The sequence below is a fragment of the Shewanella sp. ULN5 genome (assembly GCF_030731885.1).
Taxonomy (GTDB): domain Bacteria; phylum Pseudomonadota; class Gammaproteobacteria; order Enterobacterales; family Shewanellaceae; genus Shewanella; species Shewanella holmiensis.
In genome coordinates this window covers 18,683-38,563 of record NZ_JAPJEE010000013.1, presented here as the reverse complement: position 1 = coordinate 38,563, position 19,881 = coordinate 18,683, and the positions used below count along the sequence as shown (strand labels likewise).

Annotated in this window: 19 protein-coding genes and 1 pseudogene; 18 read left to right on the top strand and 2 right to left on the bottom strand. The window is 43.5% G+C overall.

Annotated features, from left to right (window positions below; genetic code table 11):
• Positions 1-30: 30 nt before the first annotated feature.
• Positions 31-1,098: an aminoglycoside phosphotransferase family protein gene (locus tag ORI98_RS13005; RefSeq protein WP_261297669.1), complete on the bottom strand. Its 1,068-nt coding sequence runs from the start codon at positions 1,096-1,098 to the stop codon at positions 31-33.
• Between the two features lie 49 nt (positions 1,099-1,147).
• Positions 1,148-2,398, bottom strand: a complete 1,251-nt coding sequence (locus ORI98_RS13000; protein WP_306135489.1) for a hypothetical protein — start codon at positions 2,396-2,398, stop codon at positions 1,148-1,150.
• Positions 2,399-2,584: 186 nt separating this feature from the next.
• Here ORI98_RS13000 and gmk point away from each other — a divergent pair, with 186 nt between their 5' ends.
• The 18 genes and pseudogenes from gmk to ORI98_RS12910 all read left to right on the top strand — a co-directional run bounded on the left by gmk (position 2,585) and on the right by ORI98_RS12910 (position 19,877).
• The gene (gene gmk / locus ORI98_RS12995) at positions 2,585-3,208 is read left to right on the top strand and encodes a guanylate kinase (RefSeq protein WP_306135488.1); all 624 of its coding nucleotides are present in this window, start codon (positions 2,585-2,587) and stop codon (positions 3,206-3,208) included.
• A 61-nt stretch (positions 3,209-3,269) separates the two neighbouring features.
• Positions 3,270-3,548 (top strand): DNA-directed RNA polymerase subunit omega, encoded by a 279-nt coding sequence (gene rpoZ, locus ORI98_RS12990; protein ID WP_188735731.1) that lies wholly within the window; start codon positions 3,270-3,272, stop codon positions 3,546-3,548.
• Between the two features lie 13 nt (positions 3,549-3,561).
• Positions 3,562-5,664, top strand: a complete 2,103-nt coding sequence (gene spoT, locus ORI98_RS12985) for a bifunctional GTP diphosphokinase/guanosine-3',5'-bis pyrophosphate 3'-pyrophosphohydrolase (RefSeq protein WP_306135487.1) — start codon at positions 3,562-3,564, stop codon at positions 5,662-5,664.
• A 36-nt stretch (positions 5,665-5,700) separates the two neighbouring features.
• Positions 5,701-6,084 carry a RidA family protein gene (locus tag ORI98_RS12980; protein WP_306135486.1) on the top strand — a complete coding sequence of 128 codons (384 nt, stop codon included), beginning with the start codon at positions 5,701-5,703 and terminating at the stop codon, positions 6,082-6,084.
• Positions 6,085-6,165: 81 nt separating this feature from the next.
• Complete coding sequence (gene trmH, locus ORI98_RS12975) at positions 6,166-6,867, top strand: tRNA (guanosine(18)-2'-O)-methyltransferase TrmH (RefSeq protein WP_306135485.1); 702 nt, start codon at positions 6,166-6,168, stop codon at positions 6,865-6,867.
• 353 nt (positions 6,868-7,220) lie between these two features.
• Complete coding sequence (locus ORI98_RS12970; RefSeq protein WP_261297675.1) at positions 7,221-8,876, top strand: AMP-binding protein; 1,656 nt, start codon at positions 7,221-7,223, stop codon at positions 8,874-8,876.
• 152 nt (positions 8,877-9,028) lie between these two features.
• A complete protein-coding gene (locus ORI98_RS12965) occupies positions 9,029-9,958 on the top strand; it encodes a calcium/sodium antiporter (RefSeq protein WP_261297676.1) in 930 nt (309 codons plus the stop codon).
• Between the two features lie 186 nt (positions 9,959-10,144).
• Positions 10,145-10,375 (top strand): annotated as a pseudogene (locus tag ORI98_RS12960) (helix-turn-helix transcriptional regulator); the annotation flags it as partial.
• 119 nt (positions 10,376-10,494) lie between these two features.
• The gene (recG, locus tag ORI98_RS12955; RefSeq protein ID WP_306135539.1) at positions 10,495-12,570 is read left to right on the top strand and encodes an ATP-dependent DNA helicase RecG; all 2,076 of its coding nucleotides are present in this window, start codon (positions 10,495-10,497) and stop codon (positions 12,568-12,570) included.
• Positions 12,571-12,705: 135 nt separating this feature from the next.
• A complete protein-coding gene (locus tag ORI98_RS12950) occupies positions 12,706-13,590 on the top strand; it encodes a DUF3014 domain-containing protein (protein ID WP_306135484.1) in 885 nt (294 codons plus the stop codon).
• A 220-nt stretch (positions 13,591-13,810) separates the two neighbouring features.
• Entirely contained in the window at positions 13,811-14,548 is a 738-nt protein-coding gene (locus ORI98_RS12945; protein ID WP_306135483.1) for a beta-ketoacyl synthase chain length factor, read from the top strand.
• The gene (locus ORI98_RS12940; RefSeq protein WP_306135482.1) at positions 14,541-15,365 is read left to right on the top strand and encodes a 1-acyl-sn-glycerol-3-phosphate acyltransferase; all 825 of its coding nucleotides are present in this window, start codon (positions 14,541-14,543) and stop codon (positions 15,363-15,365) included. The genes ORI98_RS12945 and ORI98_RS12940 overlap by 8 nt, the downstream gene beginning before the upstream one ends.
• A gap of 25 nt (positions 15,366-15,390) precedes the next feature.
• Positions 15,391-15,648, top strand: a complete 258-nt coding sequence (locus ORI98_RS12935) for a phosphopantetheine-binding protein (RefSeq protein WP_261297684.1) — start codon at positions 15,391-15,393, stop codon at positions 15,646-15,648.
• 8 nt (positions 15,649-15,656) lie between these two features.
• Entirely contained in the window at positions 15,657-15,905 is a 249-nt protein-coding gene (locus tag ORI98_RS12930) for an acyl carrier protein (protein ID WP_261297685.1), read from the top strand.
• Positions 15,905-16,456, top strand: a complete 552-nt coding sequence (locus ORI98_RS12925) for a hypothetical protein (RefSeq protein ID WP_261297686.1) — start codon at positions 15,905-15,907, stop codon at positions 16,454-16,456. The genes ORI98_RS12930 and ORI98_RS12925 overlap by 1 nt, the downstream gene beginning before the upstream one ends.
• Positions 16,449-17,819, top strand: coding sequence for an AMP-binding protein (locus tag ORI98_RS12920; protein WP_306135481.1), 1,371 nt, complete (start codon positions 16,449-16,451; stop codon positions 17,817-17,819). Before ORI98_RS12925 ends, ORI98_RS12920 begins: the two co-directional genes overlap by 8 nt.
• Positions 17,812-18,183 (top strand): thioester dehydrase, encoded by a 372-nt coding sequence (locus ORI98_RS12915; RefSeq protein WP_261297688.1) that lies wholly within the window; start codon positions 17,812-17,814, stop codon positions 18,181-18,183. The genes ORI98_RS12920 and ORI98_RS12915 overlap by 8 nt, the downstream gene beginning before the upstream one ends.
• Positions 18,180-19,877 carry a glycosyltransferase gene (locus ORI98_RS12910; protein ID WP_306135480.1) on the top strand — a complete coding sequence of 566 codons (1,698 nt, stop codon included), beginning with the start codon at positions 18,180-18,182 and terminating at the stop codon, positions 19,875-19,877. Before ORI98_RS12915 ends, ORI98_RS12910 begins: the two co-directional genes overlap by 4 nt.
• Positions 19,878-19,881: the final 4 nt, after the last annotated feature.

Genomic DNA, 19,881 nt, shown 5'->3' with positions numbered 1-19,881 from the left:
CGACTATTTTATGTGGATTTTTAAACCGCTCTATTCAAATAAAGGCTTTAATTGCGACTCTTGTGCTAACAAACTTGTAAAAATCGTCAATTGGTTCGCTGCACGATCAAGATTATGATTAGGCTTATGGATAGAAAAATATACATCACCATTGATATGATCAGCTAAAAAACGACTTCCCAACATTAATGCCATCACTTTAATACCTAACCATAAACTGCGTTTTTCTATCGGAGTGATAATACCATCAAGGGCATTAATATAACTTTCACTTGCCGAGGCGATAATTTCCGGCCTAGCGATGACCTTATCTAAAGCAGTAGAATCTTCTTCTTCTGGCGAACAAAAAGCGCGCACCATATCGCCAAAATCATACATTAAATACCCTTTCATACAGGTATCCAAATCAATGATCGCCATGCTAGACATGTCACGCTTATCAAACAGCATATTGTTGATTTTGGTATCGTTATGACAAACCCTGAGTGGTAACAATGATTCTACACGTTTTAGCTCTTCAAATAAGGTGGTTTGGCTAAAGACCAAATCAACCCATTGCTGACATCCAGCCAAACGCTGACATTTGTCGTTAGTCACGGCTTGTTTCAATTGATTTAATCTAAAGGGCAAATTTAAGAAGTCATCGATTACATCTTTAATGCAATTGGGGCTTAATGAGCTCAATGCTGCGGCAAAGTGACCAAATGCACTCGCAGCCATTTTTGCTTGCTCAGTATTATTGACCACTTCAATGGTATGACTGTTAGGCAGATACGTGATTGCCCGCCAAAAGCCAAGCGATTTCAAATCTACGCCATATTGGTTATCTTGGGTTTGTACAGGCTTAACAACCTGTAATTTATAACAATGAGCATCTTGCTGTTGCTGTAAGTGTTCACTGATATAACGTGCGTTTTGGAGTAATTCCTGCGGTTGAGTAAATACATCGGTGTTTATTTTTTGTAATACAAACTCACCTTGAGGCCAACGCACTAAATAGGTTTGATTAATATGTCCATTTCCAAGCGCTGAGATAGTGACCTTATCGAAACCAATACCATAGTGAGGCAACACTTGCTGCCTAATAAAATCACTCACTCACACACTCCATTTCATCTTGTCGCTAAATCTGATTAACGATATTTCTTTAATTAGTCGGTAAATAATCTGCAAATACTTGATGCTGCATCAAGGTCGCTTGACTGCCTTTTAGGCTGAAGTCATAGCCACAAAGTTTAAAACTACCACGCATTGCAATGTGATTAATAATAGATTTGTTATCTAAAGGTGAAAAACGCGCTTCCGTGGCCTCATCGTTCAATAAATCAACAGTAATAGGACGATATTCGCTGCCATCATTGAATACTAATTCGCTACAAGCTTTATCGCCCTTAGCGGTATCAAGCCGCCATATATTCTGAGCCTCACCTGTATCACCCAACCAACGAAGAATAAAAATGTCATTTTGCATTACAATCCAAAAACCATCAGGTAACTTGGCTGAAATACGATCAACTTGCTGCTCAACTTGAGGTTGTGAAGCTGCAACATTATCGTCAGTATCACTTTCACCGCCGGTTAAACTCACCAGTCCCCACACAATCAGCCCTGATATCAATAATACACCAGCAATCTTTGCAGCCCAAAGCAGCGGAACATGATGTTCTTTGGCGCGGTTAAGCCAAGATTTTACCAATTCGGTTACAGAGCCAGTGTCTAATGCATCATGGTCAACATCAAAACGATGCGATGCTTGCCATGATTTTGCCAATGAAGGTTCATTGGTTTTATCATTGGCGGTGATAAAAGGCTCGCTAATCAAAGATTTTGCTCTTATGCCTTTGTTGTGGCCTTCTAAGTCATTAAAGGCCAATACATTTACCTCAGAAGGGACACTATCAGCAGCAATTGAGGCCTGTTGACTTGCTGATTTTACGGTGTCATTTACATTTTGGCTAAACACTTGTGGTTCATGACGTTTTCTTGCTCGGCCTAATATCGCTTGGGGCTGCGCTTTGGCACCAAAATAGCCTTCAACATACTTAACCTGCGTATCTTTGGCAGGGAAAAAACTAATAAATGTACTGCAAGCAACACCTAACAAACCAATTCCGATGATCACGCCTAATGGCCAAAACCAGTAACAACTCAAGCCAAACAACACATGAGGTAATAGTGGGATTAATACCCAATAAACTGGTTTCGCCGCATCAATTAGGCGCCGAACTGTCGACAAGCCCATCACAACGCTGCTGAGCAAAGTGACACATAGAATCAGCACACTTTGTGGAAAAATCAGGCTCACTAATGGCAAAATGCCAAAACTTGCTAATGTGATTGCCATAAAACGGTAGGCATTGTCGCGGCCCTGATAGCACCAAAGCGTGTTTAACTGCATTAAAAAATCCTTGAATCGTAAGCCAGGCGACTCGTTTGAGCCACGGCGCGTATTTTAATATGAATCACTCAAAAAAGAGAGTGTTGATTACAATCTCTGTAAGCTGTAATTTTATGGCTATGTTGCCCGTTTCTGTTGAGTTATAATATTAAGCTTTCTTAACCCTATTACGAGAACAGCAACACTATGACTATTCGTGGCAATCTTTTTATTGTGTCAGCCCCCAGTGGCGCAGGAAAGTCTTCTTTGATATCAGCACTGTTAAAAGATAAACCCAGTGATATGCAAGTTTCTGTCTCTCATACCACGCGTCAACCGCGCCCGGGGGAAGTGAATGGTCAACATTACCATTTTGTCAGTATTGAAGAGTTCAAAGCATTAATTGCTGCCAATGCCTTTTTTGAATGGGCTGAAGTATTTGGTAATTATTATGGTACGTCACGTACTGTTATCGAACAAACTTTAGCCAAAGGTATAGACGTTTTTTTAGACATAGATTGGCAAGGCGCAGAGCAAGTTAAAAAGCTGATGCCTGAAGCGGTTGGGGTATTTATTTTACCACCATCAAAAACAGAATTAGCTCGCCGTTTAACAGGACGCGGACAAGATAGCCAAGACGTGATTGATAGCCGCATGGCTCAGGCAGTATCAGAAATGTCCCATTATACTCAATACGATTTTGTCATTGTGAATGACGATTTCGATACTGCATTAGTTGATTTACAAGCAATCATTCGTAGCCAACGACTAACCTGTGCTAGTCAGAGCCATACTCACAATGGTATGCTTGTCGATCTATTGGCAAATTAATTGTCTTAGTGTACAATTTTGCGTCATTTTTTCCCCATAGATAACACTGGAGTTTCAACACATGGCTCGCGTAACTGTAGAAGACGCTGTAAATAAAATCGGCAACCGTTTTGATATGATTTTGGTTGCGGCGCGTCGTGCACGCCAAATCGCCGTGCAGGGTAAAGACCCTATGGTTGAAGAGATGAATGATAAGCCTACGGTAATCGCTTTACGCGAAATCGAATTAGGTTTAGTCACCTCTAATACTTTAGACGCTGATGAGCGTCAAACTGTCCGTGAGCGCGAAGCTGCTGAAATAGCTGCTGTTGCTGCCATTGCAGAAGGTCGTGTAATTTAAGGAGTAGCGCCACTTGTATCTGTTTGAAGGTCTCAAGGAGTCGGCTTCCGCTTATTTAGACGCGGAGCAAGTAGAATTACTCAAGCAGGCCTATTTGGTTGCGCGAGATGCCCATGAAGGGCAAATGCGCACAAGTGGCGAGCCTTACATCACCCATCCGGTTGCGGTTGCCCGCATCCTTGCAGACATGCGTCTTGATTATGAGACGTTAATGGCTGCCTTACTTCATGACACCATCGAAGATACTCCCGTTACCAAAGAAGAACTCGCAGAGTTGTTTGGTGCCGATGTAGCAGAATTAGTCGAGGGTGTTTCTAAGCTAGATAAAATCAAGTTTCGCGATAAGAAAGAAGCGCAAGCTGAAAACTTTCGCAAAATGATGATGGCCATGACGCAAGATATTCGCGTTATTCTTATCAAACTAGCTGACCGTACACACAACATGCGAACCTTGGGGGCACTTCGTCCTGACAAGCGTCGTCGTATTGCCCGTGAAACACTTGAAATCTATGCTCCAATCGCCAACCGATTAGGTATTCATAATATCAAAATTGAATTGGAAGATTTGGGCTTTCAAGCTTATTACCCGATGCGATATCGGGTGATTAAAGAAGTGGTTAAATCCGCTCGTGGTAATCGCAAAGAATTAATCAACAGCATTGAAGCTGCAATTGAAACTCGCCTAGAAGATGCTGGGATTCCGGCAAAAGTAAAAGGCCGAGAAAAAAACCTCTACTCAATTTATCGCAAAATGCAGAACAAAGAACTGCAATTTGAAGAGGTGATGGATATATACGCCTTTAGGGTGATAGTGGATACTATCGACACCTGCTACCGCGTTTTAGGGTGGATGCACGGATTATATAAACCACACCCTGGCCGTTTTAAAGATTACATTGCTATCCCTAAAGCCAATGGTTATCAATCGTTGCACACATCACTGTTTGGTCCTCACGCCGTGCCTGTTGAAGTGCAAATTCGCACCGAAGAAATGGACCAAATGGCAGATAAAGGGGTTGCTGCGCATTGGATGTATAAAAACAACACCGATGCCTCTCAGCAGAACACCACTCAAGTCAGAGCTCGAAAATGGATGCAAAGTTTGCTGGAACTACAGCAAAGTGCATCAAGTTCATTTGAATTCGTCGAAAACGTCAAAACAGAACTTTTCCCTGACGAGATTTATGTCTTTACCCCTGAAGGGCGTATTTTAGAATTACCTGTCAATGCCACCGCAGTCGACTTCGCCTACGAAGTTCACACCGATGTGGGTAACACTTGCGTTGGTGCTCGCGTTAACCGCCAGGCTTACCCGTTAAGTCAGCCATTAATTTCAGGTCAAACGGTCGAAATTATTACTGCAAAAGGCGCTCGCCCAAATGCTGCTTGGCTTAACTTTGTTGTCACAGGTAAAGCGCGTGGCAAAATTAGGCAAGTACTGAAAAGCTTAAAAGGCGATAACGCCATTGCGTTAGGTCGCCGCCTACTCAACCATGCATTGGGTGAAACTAAAATTGAAAATATCCCCGTTGATCTGGTCGATAAAGTCATTAAAGAAACTAAACATAAAAATTTAGATTCATTACTGGCAGATATTGGTTTGGGTAATGCCATGAGTATCGTCATTGCACAGCGTTTGATGGGGCAAAAACTGGAATCTGCATCCAAAGATGGCAACGCTATGCCAATTCGAGGCGCAGAAGGCATGTTAGTGACTTATGCTAATTGTTGCAGACCTATCCCTGGAGATGCGGTTATTGCCCATGTTAGCCCAGGTAAAGGTTTAGTGGTTCATATGGAAAATTGCGCCAATATTCGCGGTTATCAAGGTGAGCCAGATAAGTATATCTCTGTACATTGGGATAACGCCGAAGGCGTTGAATACCATGCAAACTTGCGAGTTGAAATTGTTAACCATCAAGGTGCTTTAGCTAAAATCACCTCGATTATTGCCTCTGCAGGTTCAAATATTCATAACTTAAGCACCGAAGAGCGTGATGGCCGTGTCTACCAGATTAATTTACGTATTTCGGTAAAAGATCGGGTACATTTAGCCAATGTAATGCGCCGTATTCGAGTACTTCCAGAAGTATTACGCACGTCGCGTAACCGATAACCTTTATAATCATAACAATCAACAAGAGATATTATCATGGCAGAAAAAATCATCATCGCGACCGATAAAGCACCACAGGCAATTGGTACTTATTCACAGGCCGTCAAAGTTGGCAGTACCGTATATCTTTCAGGTCAAATTCCATTAGACCCAGCCACAATGACAATGGTAAGCGATGAGTTTTCTGCTCAAGTTGTACAGGTATTTGAAAACTTAACGGCTGTTTGTGAGGCCGCTGGCGGTTGCATGAGTGACATCGTTAAGTTAAATATCTTCTTAACCGACTTATCGCACTTTGCGACAGTGAATGACATTATGAGCCGTTACTTCCAACAACCCTATCCAGCACGCGCGGCTATTGGCGTTAAAGAGCTGCCAAAGGGATCATTGGTTGAAATGGACGGGATAATGGAGCTATAAGCTTGATACTCAAGTGAGTTTATATCCCACATTAGAGGGCGCTTAAGCGCCCTTTTCGCTTTCTCAACATGAACATTTATTATGAGTCCAGAACGCTACGCCCGCATTAATCAAATGCTAGATAACCGTCAAACAGATCTCACGCTTTGTTTAGATACTGTGCATAAAACCCAAAATATTGCAGCGGTTATTCGTACCGCTGATGCCGTAGGTATCCATCAAATTCATGCGGTTTGGCCCGATGCCGAGATGCGAGTCTCAGGTAATACCGCATCAGGGAGTCAACAGTGGGTCAAAACCCTGCAATACAACAGCATGAGCGAAGCTGCTAAACAGTTTAATTTGCAAGGCATGCAAGTGCTGGCTACCAATTTTTCAGATAAAGCCATCGACTTTAGAGACATTGATTACACCAAACCCACGGTCGTGATCATGGGTAACGAGCGTGACGGTGTCAGTGATGAAGGTCTTGCCATTGCCGATCAACATATCATCATTCCAATGCTTGGAATGGTGCAATCACTAAATGTATCCGTGGCTTCTGCATTAATCATGTATGAAGCACAACGCCAACGTGAACAAGCAGGCATGTATGGTACTCGTCAGTTAGATGAATCTTATTGTCAAAAAATGTTATTTGAACAAGGCCATCCTATTTATGCCAAAGCTTGTCGACGTAAAGGCATTCCTTACCCTAACATTGATGCACAAGGACAAATAGAAGCTAATACTACTTGGTGGCAACGCATGCGCGAACCCGATCCAAATGCTGAAGAAGCTTAACTGAAAATCAGCTTGTTATGACGATCGTCATAACGTTAAAGATAGTGGCAAACGCCTAATCAGGACTATGCCACTTAGACGGGATAAGCGCGCCTCCAACCACAACAATTACCAAGCAAGATAACAACAAACTCGCGTAATTTATTTAACCCTCTGCCAACAGCATCAATAAATAATCCAAATAATGACCAAGTATCGTCCACTTTTGTGCTGGTCAGAGCTTGTTATTAACAGATAGCGTTTAATATCGCAGCAACGCAAACCATTTGCACCGGCTCTCAAAACTCGCCATACTAGTTCAAACGCATGTTTGAACTAGTCTTATTAATAACAAAAAATCAGAGAATAGCCCTATGAATAATGCAATGAAAACACCCGTTGAGATGCTTGCGCATTGGGTTGACACTCAAGGTGATGAAATCTATCTACGCCAACCGATTAACGGCAAATATGTCGATTTTACCTGGCGTGAAGTACAACAGAAAATGCAACAAATTACCGGAGCCCTGCGACATTTAGGCTTAGTGCCTGGCGACAAAGTTGCCGTTTTATCTAAAAATTGTGCCGAATGGTTTATTACCGATCTGGCATTAATGCACGGGGGATATATCAGTGTACCTATTTACCCAACAGCCAATGCCGATACCATTCGTTATGTGTTAGAACACAGTGGTACCAAAGCTATTTTTATTGGTAAATTAGATTATTGGGCTGATCAAGAAGCTGGCGTAGGTGGAGATATATTACGCTTAGCGATGCCTTACGACACCATGCCTGCGCAATATCAATGGGATCAGTTGTTATCTTTGGGGCAACCGCTTGTGGATGTCGAGTATCCAACACCAGATACCACAATGACGTTAATTTACACCTCAGGTTCAACCGGTAAACCTAAAGGCGCCATTCATACGTTTGCGAATTACAGCTGGACCTGCGGCGTTGTCGTGCGTGATTTGCAAACCAATACTGCCGATAGATTAATATCCTATCTTCCTCTAGCCCATATTACTGAGCGAGTAGCGATTGAAGGTTCCTCTTTTTATTCTGGCTCATCGGTCGCCTTTGTCGAAAGTCTTGATAGCTTTGTCAACGATGTGCAACGCTGCCGCCCAACGGTTTTCTTCTCAGTGCCGCGTTTATGGACTTTATTCCAGCTGAACATTATCAATAAAATTGGTGAGAATAAGCTTAATTTCCTCTTAAAAGTCCCAATCATCAGTAGCATTATTAAGCGCAAGATCCAAAAGGGTTTAGGCTTAGAGCATTGTCGCTTATTAGGCTCGGGCTCTGCACCTATTCCACCCACACTATTGAAGTGGTATCACAGCATTGGCATGAATATCTGTGAAGCATGGGGCATGACAGAGAATTGTGCTTACTCGATTATCAACTTCCCATTCAATCCTAATAAAATTGGCAGTGTAGGTCGCGCCATTGAAGGTTGTCAGGTTCGCCGAACAGAACAAGGTGAATTAATGGTTAAAAGCCCTGGCTTGATGAAAGGCTACTACCTACAAGAAGAAGCCACAGCGGCGGCGTTTGATGAAGATGGCTTTTTCTACACTGGCGATTTATGTGAAATAGACAGTGATGGCTATATAGATATTACTGGTCGAGTCAAAGACAACTTTAAAACTTCAAAAGGCAAATATGTGGCGCCGGTTCCGATTGAGCGTAAGTTAGCTCAAGATTCACACCTTGAGCTAATTTGTGTGATAGGTTCAGGTTTACCACACCCTGTCGCATTAGTGCAATTATCTGAGGGAGCAAACAGACAGCCACGAGAAGAAGTGCGCAGCTCATTAAAAGCCACCTTAGACAGTATCAACCCTAACTTAGAATCCCATGAACATGTCGATGCGATTGTGGTGGTAACAGAACCCTGGACCATCGAAAATGATGTTCTAACGCCTACGCTTAAAATCAAACGTCATGTGTTAGAAAAAGCGTTTAGTGCCAAAGTAGAAGGTGTACGTGGAGCAAAAGTGCGCTGGGAAGACGAGCTATAACTCGATGAATTAAAATTCATGAGATAGATAAAAAAATACACGCTGAATGCGTGTATTTTTTTGACATATTCTGTCAACATATGCCGACCAAAACTGTCGCCTTAAGTGCAAAAAATAGTGTCACTTAGGTAACCTAATTTAATGAGAGTATCATGTTGATTGCATTGGCCATTATTGGCGGATTTATAATTTTAACCTTCGGCGCAGAAGCGTTAGTTCGTGGTGCGAGTGCTGTCGCATTACGCTTAGGTATCGCACCGTTGATCATCGGTTTAACCATTGTTGCCTTTGGTACCAGCGCACCAGAATTAGCGGTAAGCGTAAAATCGGCTTTAGCGGGTAACCCTGGCATAGCACTTGGCAACGTAGTGGGCTCAAACATTGTCAACATTGGTTTAATCTTAGCGATCACCGCACTGATCAAACCAATAAAAATCCAATCACAAATGGTGAAGCGTGATATTCCATTAATGATTGGCGCCTCTATATTAGTGTGGTTCTTGCTACTGGATGGTATTGTCAGCTTTATGGACGGCGCCATTTTATTTAGCTTGTTGGTCGGTTATTTGGTCTTCAGTTATGTTAGTTCAAAAAATGAGCCTGAAGAGTTAGATATTGATACCACCCCACAAAATCCACTGCTGTCAATTGGCCTTATTGCTGTGGGTATCGCGATGTTAGTCGGCGGCGGCATATTGTTTGTTGGTGGCGCGGTCGACCTTGCCAAAATGTTTGGCATTAGTGAAGTCATTATTGGTTTAACCATTGTGGCTATTGGCACCAGCATGCCTGAGTTGGTCACCTCGGTGATGGCGGCATTGAAAGGTCAAAGCGATATTGCCATTGGTAACGTTGTTGGCTCTAACATCTTTAACGTACTGGGTATTTTGGGCGCAACGGCGTTAATTCACCCAGTATCGGCTGAAGGTTTTAATCAAGTCGACTTTATTGCGATGATTATTTTTGCCATCTTAGTACTGCCATTCGCCTGGAGCGGCCTGCGGATCGGGCGTCGTGAAGGTGCAGTTTTGCTTGCAGGCTATATTGGATACACCAGCTATTTGATTTCTCAAGTGGTGTAATCATCAGCAGTCTAAATACTTCGAGCCCCTGATTATCAGGGGCTTTTTACTTTTAATCTTCATCGATGACAAATGTCATATTCAATTGATGACCTTTGTCGCTAACAACAATTCGGCCCTATCGACATACTAAGCCTATCCCAACAAATTGCTTGGGCTTACTTATACGGATATAGCCATGAAAACATAGATGCTGAACTGGCTTTTACGGCCATAGGTGAAGTTGACCCACTTAATGATAAAGAGCGTCATGCACTCAGACTTGCCAGCGAAGGAAAGTCGACTATTGATATTGCCAAAATCCTTTTCATTGCCGAGGGCACTGTGCGAAATGACTTATCCGAAGCCATCAGTAAACTGAACGCCGGCAATCGAATAGATGCAGCAAGAATCGCCAAACAAAAAGGTTGGTTGTAAAAACCACAAACATTCCGCTGCATCCCATTATTGCCTTAGAGGCAATCTCTGCTAGTATAGACAAAATACATGTATATATTTACAGTGTTACACAATAAACGGATTGGAGTAAGTTGCATTTGTTGCGTTTAGATTTAGTGCCCATTACTGAACTAAAAGGTGTGGCCCAAAAAATGGCTGAGAAGCTACACAAATTAGGCATAAAAACAGTGCAAGATGTGCTGTTTCACTTACCTTTACGCTACGAAGACCGAACCCAAATCTACCCTATCGCCAACTTATCTTTTGGCAGTTACGGCACCATAGAAGCAGAAGTGCAATCGACGCAAATTATTCAGGGCCGCCGCCGAATGCTTATCTGTAATGTACGCGATGCAACAGGCCCGCTGACCTTACGCTTTTTTAATTTTTCCATGGCACAGCGCAGCGCCATGCAACAGGGCGCGATGATCAGAGCCTATGGTGAAATCCGCCGCGGTAACCACCATGCTGAAATTGTTCACCCTGACTATAAAATCATTCAAGCGGGTAATGATGCCAACTTAAGCGAAACTTTAACGCCCATCTATCCAACAACCGAAGGGCTAAAGCAGGCAAGTTGGATAAAGCTGACCGAACAAGCGTTATTAATGCTTAGTCAGGGCGGGTTAGTTGAGCTAATCCCTGCCAACTTACAACCGAATAACTTAAGCTTACCGCAAGCCTTAATGATTTTGCATCGACCAGATAAAAACGTCGACCCACATATGCTGGAGCAAGGCGACCACCCTGCCCAACAACGTCTAGTGCAAGAAGAATTGCTGGCGCATAATTTAAGCATGTTGCAATTAAGACAAAAGTCTCGACGTGATAATGCCGTTTCTTTATCTGCAAGCGGTCAATTGCTCAATCCATTTTTAAAAAATTTACCTTTTAAACCCACTGGGGCGCAACAGCGTGTTGTGGCGGAAATCAGCGAAGACCTAAATCTAGCCCACCCTATGATGCGTTTAGTTCAAGGTGATGTTGGCTCAGGTAAAACTCTGGTTGCCGCTATGGCGGCGCTGCAAGCGATAGAAAACGGTTACCAAGTTGCCATGATGGCACCAACAGAGCTATTAGCAGAGCAACATGCGGCTAATTTTGCACAATGGTTTGAGCCCCTTGGATTAAAAGTAGGTTGGCTGGCAGGTAAACTTAAAGGTAAAGCCAGAGCCCAATCTTTAGCAGATATCGCCTCTGGTGCTGCCCAAATGGTCATTGGTACCCATGCGATATTTCAAGAAGCGGTACAATTTCATAAACTTGCCCTAATCATAATCGATGAGCAACACAGATTTGGCGTACATCAACGCTTAGGGTTGCGAGAGAAAGGCGTGCATCAAGGTTTTCATCCACACCAACTGATCATGACTGCAACCCCCATACCTCGCACACTGGCCATGACAGCCTATGCTGACCTTGATACCTCTATTATCGATGAGCTACCGCCAGGACGAACACCCGTGAGCACGGTGGCTGTATCCGATAGCCGCCGTAACGATGTCATTGAACGCGTCAGAATTGCAGCAATCCAAGATAATCGCCAAGCTTATTGGGTATGCACCTTAATTGAAGAGTCCGAAGTGCTAGAGTGCCAAGCTGCTGAAGACACGGCAGCTGAACTCACCGAAGTACTGTCAGAATTAAAAGTCGGTTTAGTCCACGGGCGAATGAAAAGCACAGAGAAACAAGCCGTCATGGCACAATTCAAAGCTGGCGAAATACACCTGCTTGTGGCAACCACTGTGATTGAAGTTGGCGTGGATGTGCCCAATGCCAGCTTAATGATTATCGAAAACCCTGAACGCCTAGGGCTAGCACAGTTACACCAGTTGCGCGGGCGGGTTGGCCGCGGCGCGGTAGCTAGCCATTGTGTGTTACTCTATAAAGCGCCCTTGTCGCAAACAGCAACCAAGCGTTTAGGGGTATTACGTGACAGTAATGATGGCTTTGTTATTGCGCAAAAAGATCTTGAGATTAGAGGTCCAGGCGAGGTACTCGGTACCCGACAAACCGGTCTTGCTGAATTGAAAATTGCGGATTTAGTCCGCGATCAACATTTGATCCCCAGCATTCAAAAATTGGCGGTTCATATTCATCAACAGGTTCCTGACAATGTCGGCCCGATCATTCAGCGATGGTTGGGTGAACGTCAACAGTATGTGCAAGCATAATACTGAGTAAAAAAGATGATTTTTTATTTTTATTTCAACCCTCCTATAGACAAGCAAGCGTAATCTTGCACAATGTACAGAGTATTATGGATTTTAATGTTCTGTATTATCAGCTTTAGCAGCTAAGGAATTACAATGCAGGTTAATAAAGAAGATCGAGCAACTCCCGCACCAGAGCCAAAATCGGGCTCCAACACCACAGTTATTGGCGTAGTGGTCGTTGCACTTATTGCGGCAGCTGGTTACTTCTATATGAGTGGTGATGACGCGATAGAAATAGAGCAAAGCCTCCCCACACCGGTTGTATTACCTGAGCCTATTCCTATGGAGCCGATTGAACAAGCCCCTATCGAAGAGCCTGCGATTGAAGAATCCATAACTGAGTCTGATGTTGTTCCATTAGGTGAACCTGAAACGCCTGCGGCAATTGTAGAGCCTTTACCCGCATTAGCGGAATCAGATGATTTTGTCGCGAAAAAAACCCTTGCCGTTGCCAGTGGCATGAAGATTGAACCACTGATTTTAAAAAAGGATATGGCGCGTCAATTTGTGGTCTTTATTGATAACCTCGCTCAAGGTGAACTGATCCGTAAAGCTAGCCCTATGATAGGTCCTGACAATAAATTTACCACCAGTGAAATCACTAACAAAACCTATCTCAACCCAGATAGTTATCACCGTTATGATATTTATGCTGACTTTGTCAGTGGCTTAAACGATCAAGAATTAGCCGCCACGTACCGTGAACTAAAGCCTTTATTCGAAGAAGCCTTTACTGAATTAGGCTATACCGACACCAGCTTTGATGCCCGTATGCATCAAGCCTTTAAGATGATTGTCGATGCACCTATCGTTGAAGACCCAATTGAGTTAACCTCGATTTCAGTGAACTACAAATATGTTGATGCTAACTTAGAAGCCTTGCCAAACGCCCAGAAGCTTTTGATCAGAATGGGACCTGAAAATACTCGTAAGATTAAAAATGCTGTAAAGCGTTTGCAACCTTTACTGCCAAACTAAGCCCATTAAATTCTTATCGGTCACTTCTACCATAAGGTGACCCTTAACAAGCAGCGAAAATGACATCATTGACGCTGCTTTTTTATGCCTTAAACACTGTTTCACACTTCATACTTTAGTGTACAATTGCGGCGGTTAATGATGAGCCTTGCGCATGTTTTAGTACACACTCAGAATTAACTCTTAGATAAGGACAACTAGGCAACATTGAGGCAATGTAATGCAGTTAGCATTTGATATTTTATCATGGGGAGCATGGACACCCGACTTTCAAACAAAAGAGAGTTGGTTGAACTGGCAATCACCTAATCAAAATGATCAGCCGAATTCCGTTGCCCCCGCGTTAACGCATATTCCTGCAATGCAACGTCGTCGTTTTAGTCGATTAACTAAAATGATGCTTCACGTTGCGTTTGAATGTCAGGCACAGCCCAATACTCGAAGCGTATTTGCCTCGCGTCACGGTGAGCTCAATCGCACCATCGGCTTGCTTGAAGATGTCATTGCCAAACAACCACTTTCCCCTATGGCCTTTAGTCAATCTGTACACAATACCGGCAGTGGTATTTATGGCATTGTCAGTGACAATACCGCAAGTTCAACCTCCATTGCGGCAGGAGCGCAAAGCTTGCCACAGGTATTTATTGAAACCTATGGTCAACTTGTAGCAAACCCTACACCTGTGCTGTTGGTTTTTGCTGATGAACCTGTCCCCCCTGTGTATAACGAATTTATCAACGAGGTCGAATTATCCATTAGCCTCGGCGTATTACTCACCTTAGCATCGGATACTCCTAGACCAGAAAGGATAGCCAGGTTAACACTGACAAATACAAATAATCTGCAGACTTCAGACTCTGCTATCAGTTTAAGCCAACTCATTCACCATCTTGCCAGCAGCAATCCACTGCAAGGTAAAATGTGCCAATGGCATTGGATGCTAACCCCCCATGTCTAGTACCAAGCAAACGTTACCCCCGCCAGCCCCAAAACTGACTGGAATCGCTTATATACCAAGATGGATTGGTGGAGTAGGTTGTTATTTGATGTTTGGTTTGGGTGGATTACTCAGCTCGTTGACAGTTTTACCTTTACTGCGTTTTTGGCCTGGCACTTATACCGTTAAAGTTGCGAGGGTACAGCGTTTTGTCAGTTGGATGTTTCGTGGTTTTGTCGCCATGTTAACTTTTGCAGGGGTGATAAAAGTCAGCCAAGCACAGATTAAACGACTGAATAACGTAACTGGTACCATTATTGTGGCTAACCATCCCACGCTAGTGGATGTTGTGGTACTCATCAGCCTAATGCCCAATGTTGGCTGCGTGGTCAAACAAACATTATGGCGCAATCCATTTATTCGCGGGGTATTATCCTGTGCTGGATATATTCCTAATCGCGGTGCAACGCTGTTACTAGATGATTGTGCTGAGGTGTTATCTCGAGGCACTAATGTGATCATTTTCCCAGAAGGCACGCGCACTGTAGTGAGAAGCATCATTAACCCTTTTGCCCGTGGTGCCGCCAATATAGCCCTGCGCACCTGCAGCGATATTTTGCCCGTGATCTTGAGAACCGATGTCGCAGGGTTAACCAAACAACAACCATGGTATGAAATTCCCCGACAAACGATTAATATGTCGGTTGAAGTCGGTGATATTTTTTCCTATCAAGCTTACCAGCAACTCGATGGCGGCGATGCAAAGCGGGCCAGACAGATGACGCGTGAGCTAGAACAGTTTTACAAAACACAATTAGTACACCCGATCCCGTTTTAGATATTAGCAACCATAAGAATAGAAAATGACCACGTTAAATAATGAAATCAAACAACTCATCATTGATTGTTTAGATCTTGAAGATATCTCAATTGAAGATATTGACACCAATGCCGCTCTATTTGGTGAAGGCTTAGGCTTAGATTCAATTGACGCTTTAGAATTAGGGTTAGCCATTAAAAAACAATTTGATGTTAAAATTGAAGCAAACTCTGATGCCACCAAAGCCCACTTTTACAGTGTTGCAAGTTTGGCAAGTTTCATTGAGTCACAGCGCGTTTAGGAGCCAACATGCAAAGCCGTGAACAAATTTATGACATGCTGTGTGGCATTCTAGTAGATGAATTTGAAATTGAACGTGAAGACATTACTTTAGAGGCTTCACTTTACCAAGATCTGGACTTAGACAGTATTGATGCCGTGGATTTAGTGATAAAACTGCAGCAGATGACAGGTAAAAAAATTCAACCTGAAGAATTCAAAGCAGTGCGTACCGTGGATGATGTCGTTAATGCCATTGATGGATTAATGAAACAATAATGAAACGTATATTGCAGGTGCTGTCTGCATTGGCGGTAATGGGATACCCAATTGCCGTCTACTTCGGCCTGCAATTATTGCCCAGCGGCGTCATTGCCCTAGTGTTATGTGGTTTATTAATCACGCGACTGTCATTAAGTCGGCAGCAATTAAAACCTATGCTAGCACCATTGATAGTCGGGATAGCCTTAACGGCAGCCAGCTTTATTGCTAAACGGCATGATTGGTTATTGTATTATCCTGTGGTCATTAACCTCAGTATGTTAGCTTTATTTGGCCACTCATTGAAATATGGCCCAAGCATGATTGAGCGTTTAGCTAAATTGAAAGAGCCCGATTTACCAAAGGAAGCAACACCTTATCTGGTCAAAGTGACCCAGATTTGGTGCCTGTTTTTTGTCTTAAATGGACTCATGGCGCTCTATACTGCGCTCGCAACAAGCTTAGAAACATGGACCCTATATAACGGCCTTATCGCATATGTATTGATAGGTGCTTTATTGGGTGGAGAATGGCTGTATCGTACTTTATGGTTGAAAAAACATGGATAATTTATTACTTAATTGGCTTAAACAAGGGCCAAATACTCAGCAATTAATCAGTTTTAATCATCACGATATTATGCCAAGCAACCGCTTTTGTGCTCAGGTGGCTTATCTTTATCAGCAGTTACATGCACAGCCTGCACAACGTTGGCTCCTGGCCGCCAAGCAAAGCGATTTATTTGCTGCAGGCCTTTGCGCAGGGTTATTAGCCGGTAAAACCATTATTTTGCCCGCAAACACTCAGGCAGGTACGATATCTGAACTCAACCATCAATTTGACGCTGTGCTTGCTGACGAGCCAGTTTGTGAAGTCAGAACCTTTATCCCCCTCAGCACTGAAATAACCCCGCCAGCCGCAAAATGGCCTAAAAGTGACCACTTAGGTGAGTTAATTCTATTTACTTCGGGGAGTAGCGGCGAACCCAAAGCGGTACGAAAAACCATTGCTCAACTTGATGCAGAAGTCAGCACATTAGAGCGCACTTTTGCCGAACAATTACCCCATTGCTCAGTCGTATCAACAGTTTCGCATCAACACATTTATGGTTTGTTGTTCAAAATTTTATGGCCACTTGCAGCTAATCGACCTTTCTTGAGTGAACAAATTGAATACCCAGAAACCCTGAGTTACTACTTAGCTATCATGCCAAACCTCTGTTTAATCAGTAGTCCTGCACAGCTTTCTCGGTTACCAGGTGCTTTAGACAATCAGCTACAGCACCGCCATCCTAGCTTAATCTTTAGCTCAGGTGGCCCACTTAGTTTTCAAGCAGCTACCGATATAGAGCAATGTTATCGTCAAGTGCCTATCGAAATTTTCGGTAGTACAGAAACCGGCGGAATTGCCTATCGACGTCAACACAAGGCCAATGAACCTTGGCAAGTGTTCAGCCCTGTGACCATTAAACAGGCCCCCGATGATGGTGCCCTATGCATTCAATCTGCTTATTTGGAACAAGATAACCAATGGCATAAGTGTGATGACAGCATTGAGCTAATTAACGCGCAGCAATTTACCCTGCTCAATCGCCTTGACCGTATTGTAAAAGTAGAAGAAAAGCGCATTTCCATGGTGCAGATGGAACAGTTACTACGCTCACATCCTTTAGTGGTAGATGCTGCAGTCGCTATGCTTACTAAGCCGCGCCAAATGCTAGGCGCGATTGTGACGTTAACCGACGAAGGTAAAGCATTGCTGGCAACAGAAGGCAAACTCGCAGTAAATAACCGCATTAAAAAGCATTTATTAAGCCAATTTGAGCGCGTCACACTTCCAAGGCGTTGGCGTTATCCGGATGCCATCCCTCAAAATTCGGAAGGGAAACGAGTCCAATCCGATCTGATTTCGTTACTAAAAAAACATGATTAAATCCGTATTACCGCAAATCATTAGCACGCATCAACAAGATGACACCATTACATGGCATATTTTTGTGGATGCCAGTTTAGACTTTTTTAAGGGCCACTTTCCTGAGCAGGCGGTATTGCCTGGTGTCACACAATTGGATTGGGCGGTGCAGTTAGGATGCCAGGCATTTGGCTACGATCCCAAAGTGGCTAGCCTTGAAGTATTAAAGTTTCAGCAACTGTTGCTGCCAGACAGTCAGGTTGAACTCACCATTAATCACAATAAAGATAAAGCCAGACTCACGTTTCAGTATGCCAACGGCGATAAACGCTATGCATCAGGGCGCATAGTGTGCATCCCCAAGGTTTCAGGAAACAACCAATGAAACTGGCATTAATTATTCCCAATTACAATCATCATCTTGAGATTGAAAATACCCTAGCGGCATTAGCACAGTTTAACCTACCCTGTTATTTAATTGACGATGGTAGTCAAGATGAAACCCGTTATGTGCTTCAAGCCATGGCGGACAAATTTGCTTGGGTCACTTTAATTCATCACCCTTTTAATCGCGGCAAAGGTGCTGCGGTGATCACTGGGCTAAGAGCGGCTTTTGCCGATGGCTTTAGCCACGCTTTGCAAGTGGATGCCGATGGCCAGCATAACCTCACGGATATTCCGTTAATGATTGAGGCTGCAGAGGCAAATCCACTAGCATTGATTTCAGGTAAGCCAGAATACGATGAATCTGTGCCCAAAGGGCGTTTATACGGGCGCTACATCACCCATTTTTGGGTGTGGATTGAAACCTTAAGTTTTGACATTCAAGATTCAATGTGTGGCTTTCGTATTTATCCCCTTGCCGCTACCGAGCAGCTTTTTAAAACTTGCTCGCTTGGCGAACGAATGGATTTCGATATCGAGGTCATGGTGAAGTTACATTGGCAAAAGACGCCAATTATTCAACTGCCCACTAAAGTGATTTACCCTGAAAATGGCATTAGTCACTTTCAAGGCTTACAAGACAACGTTCGCATCAGTTGGATGCACACGCGATTATTTTTTGGCATGTTAAAAAGACTCCCTCAAAGACTATTGCAGCGCGATAACCAACAACACTGGTCAACGATGCAAGAACGTGGCAGTTACTGGGGCATAAAATTACTGGCGCAAAGCTATCGATTTGGTGGCCATTGGTTATGCCGCGCCATTATGTACCCCGTAATTGGTTATTTCTTTCTAACTGGCGGAAGTGCACGTAAAGCATCGATGGAATTTTTACAGCATGTTAAGCAACTTAACCCACTACATACGGATTTATCAGCCAAGTTAAGCTGGCAAGACAGCTTGCGACACTTCATCGCCTTTGGTAACGCCGCCTTAGATAGAATCGATGCTTGGTGCGACCGGATTACACTGAGCGAAGTTGATTTTGCCGACAGACATTTACTTGCAGATCAAATAGCTACTGGTAAAGGTGCCGTGTTATTGGTATCGCATTTAGGTAATTTAGAATTATGCCGAGCAATATCCATCCACCAGCAAAAAGTAAAAGTGAATGTCATGGTGCTCACAAGTCATGCTGAAAACTTTAATAAAGTATTGCAGCAGCTTAACCCACAAAGCACGTTAAATTTAATCCAGGTTAACGAGCTAGACCCCAGCACCGCCATGCTATTACAGCAAAAAATCGAGCAAGGTGAATTGGTCGTGATTGCCGCCGACAGAACGTCTTCAAACAGTCAGGGACGAGTGGTTAACTTGCCCTTTTTAGGTGAACCAGCGCCCTTCCCGCAAGGGCCGTTTATTTTGGCAAGTCTACTTGATTGCCCTGTATTTACAATGTTCTGTATTCGTCAGCATGGCCGCTATCAAGTGCATGTTGAGCACTTAGCCGACACCTTAAAAGGCCCCAGAAAAGATCGAGCAGCCAGGCTCACAGATGCCATGACGAAGTACAGTCAACGCTTAGCGTATTTTGCACAACTTGCCCCATTACAATGGTTTAATTTTTATGATTTTTGGCGTGACGATAACAAAAGCATACGCCAATCTGTCCAATCTAAGCAGGAACAATAACTCG

Coding starts and splice junctions, on each gene's coding strand:
- ORI98_RS13000 (WP_306135489.1), bottom strand. CDS start 2,398: ATGCAGTTAAACACGCTTTGGTGCTATCAGGGCCGCGACAATGCCTAC.
- gmk (WP_306135488.1), top strand. CDS start 2,585: ATGACTATTCGTGGCAATCTTTTTATTGTGTCAGCCCCCAGTGGCGCA.
- rpoZ (WP_188735731.1), top strand. CDS start 3,270: ATGGCTCGCGTAACTGTAGAAGACGCTGTAAATAAAATCGGCAACCGT.
- ORI98_RS12980 (WP_306135486.1), top strand. CDS start 5,701: ATGGCAGAAAAAATCATCATCGCGACCGATAAAGCACCACAGGCAATT.
- trmH (WP_306135485.1), top strand. CDS start 6,166: ATGAGTCCAGAACGCTACGCCCGCATTAATCAAATGCTAGATAACCGT.
- ORI98_RS12970 (WP_261297675.1), top strand. CDS start 7,221: ATGAATAATGCAATGAAAACACCCGTTGAGATGCTTGCGCATTGGGTT.
- ORI98_RS12965 (WP_261297676.1), top strand. CDS start 9,029: ATGTTGATTGCATTGGCCATTATTGGCGGATTTATAATTTTAACCTTC.
- ORI98_RS12950 (WP_306135484.1), top strand. CDS start 12,706: ATGCAGGTTAATAAAGAAGATCGAGCAACTCCCGCACCAGAGCCAAAA.
- ORI98_RS12945 (WP_306135483.1), top strand. CDS start 13,811: ATGCAGTTAGCATTTGATATTTTATCATGGGGAGCATGGACACCCGAC.
- ORI98_RS12940 (WP_306135482.1), top strand. CDS start 14,541: ATGTCTAGTACCAAGCAAACGTTACCCCCGCCAGCCCCAAAACTGACT.
- ORI98_RS12935 (WP_261297684.1), top strand. CDS start 15,391: ATGACCACGTTAAATAATGAAATCAAACAACTCATCATTGATTGTTTA.
- ORI98_RS12930 (WP_261297685.1), top strand. CDS start 15,657: ATGCAAAGCCGTGAACAAATTTATGACATGCTGTGTGGCATTCTAGTA.
- ORI98_RS12925 (WP_261297686.1), top strand. CDS start 15,905: ATGAAACGTATATTGCAGGTGCTGTCTGCATTGGCGGTAATGGGATAC.
- ORI98_RS12920 (WP_306135481.1), top strand. CDS start 16,449: ATGGATAATTTATTACTTAATTGGCTTAAACAAGGGCCAAATACTCAG.
- ORI98_RS12915 (WP_261297688.1), top strand. CDS start 17,812: ATGATTAAATCCGTATTACCGCAAATCATTAGCACGCATCAACAAGAT.
- ORI98_RS12910 (WP_306135480.1), top strand. CDS start 18,180: ATGAAACTGGCATTAATTATTCCCAATTACAATCATCATCTTGAGATT.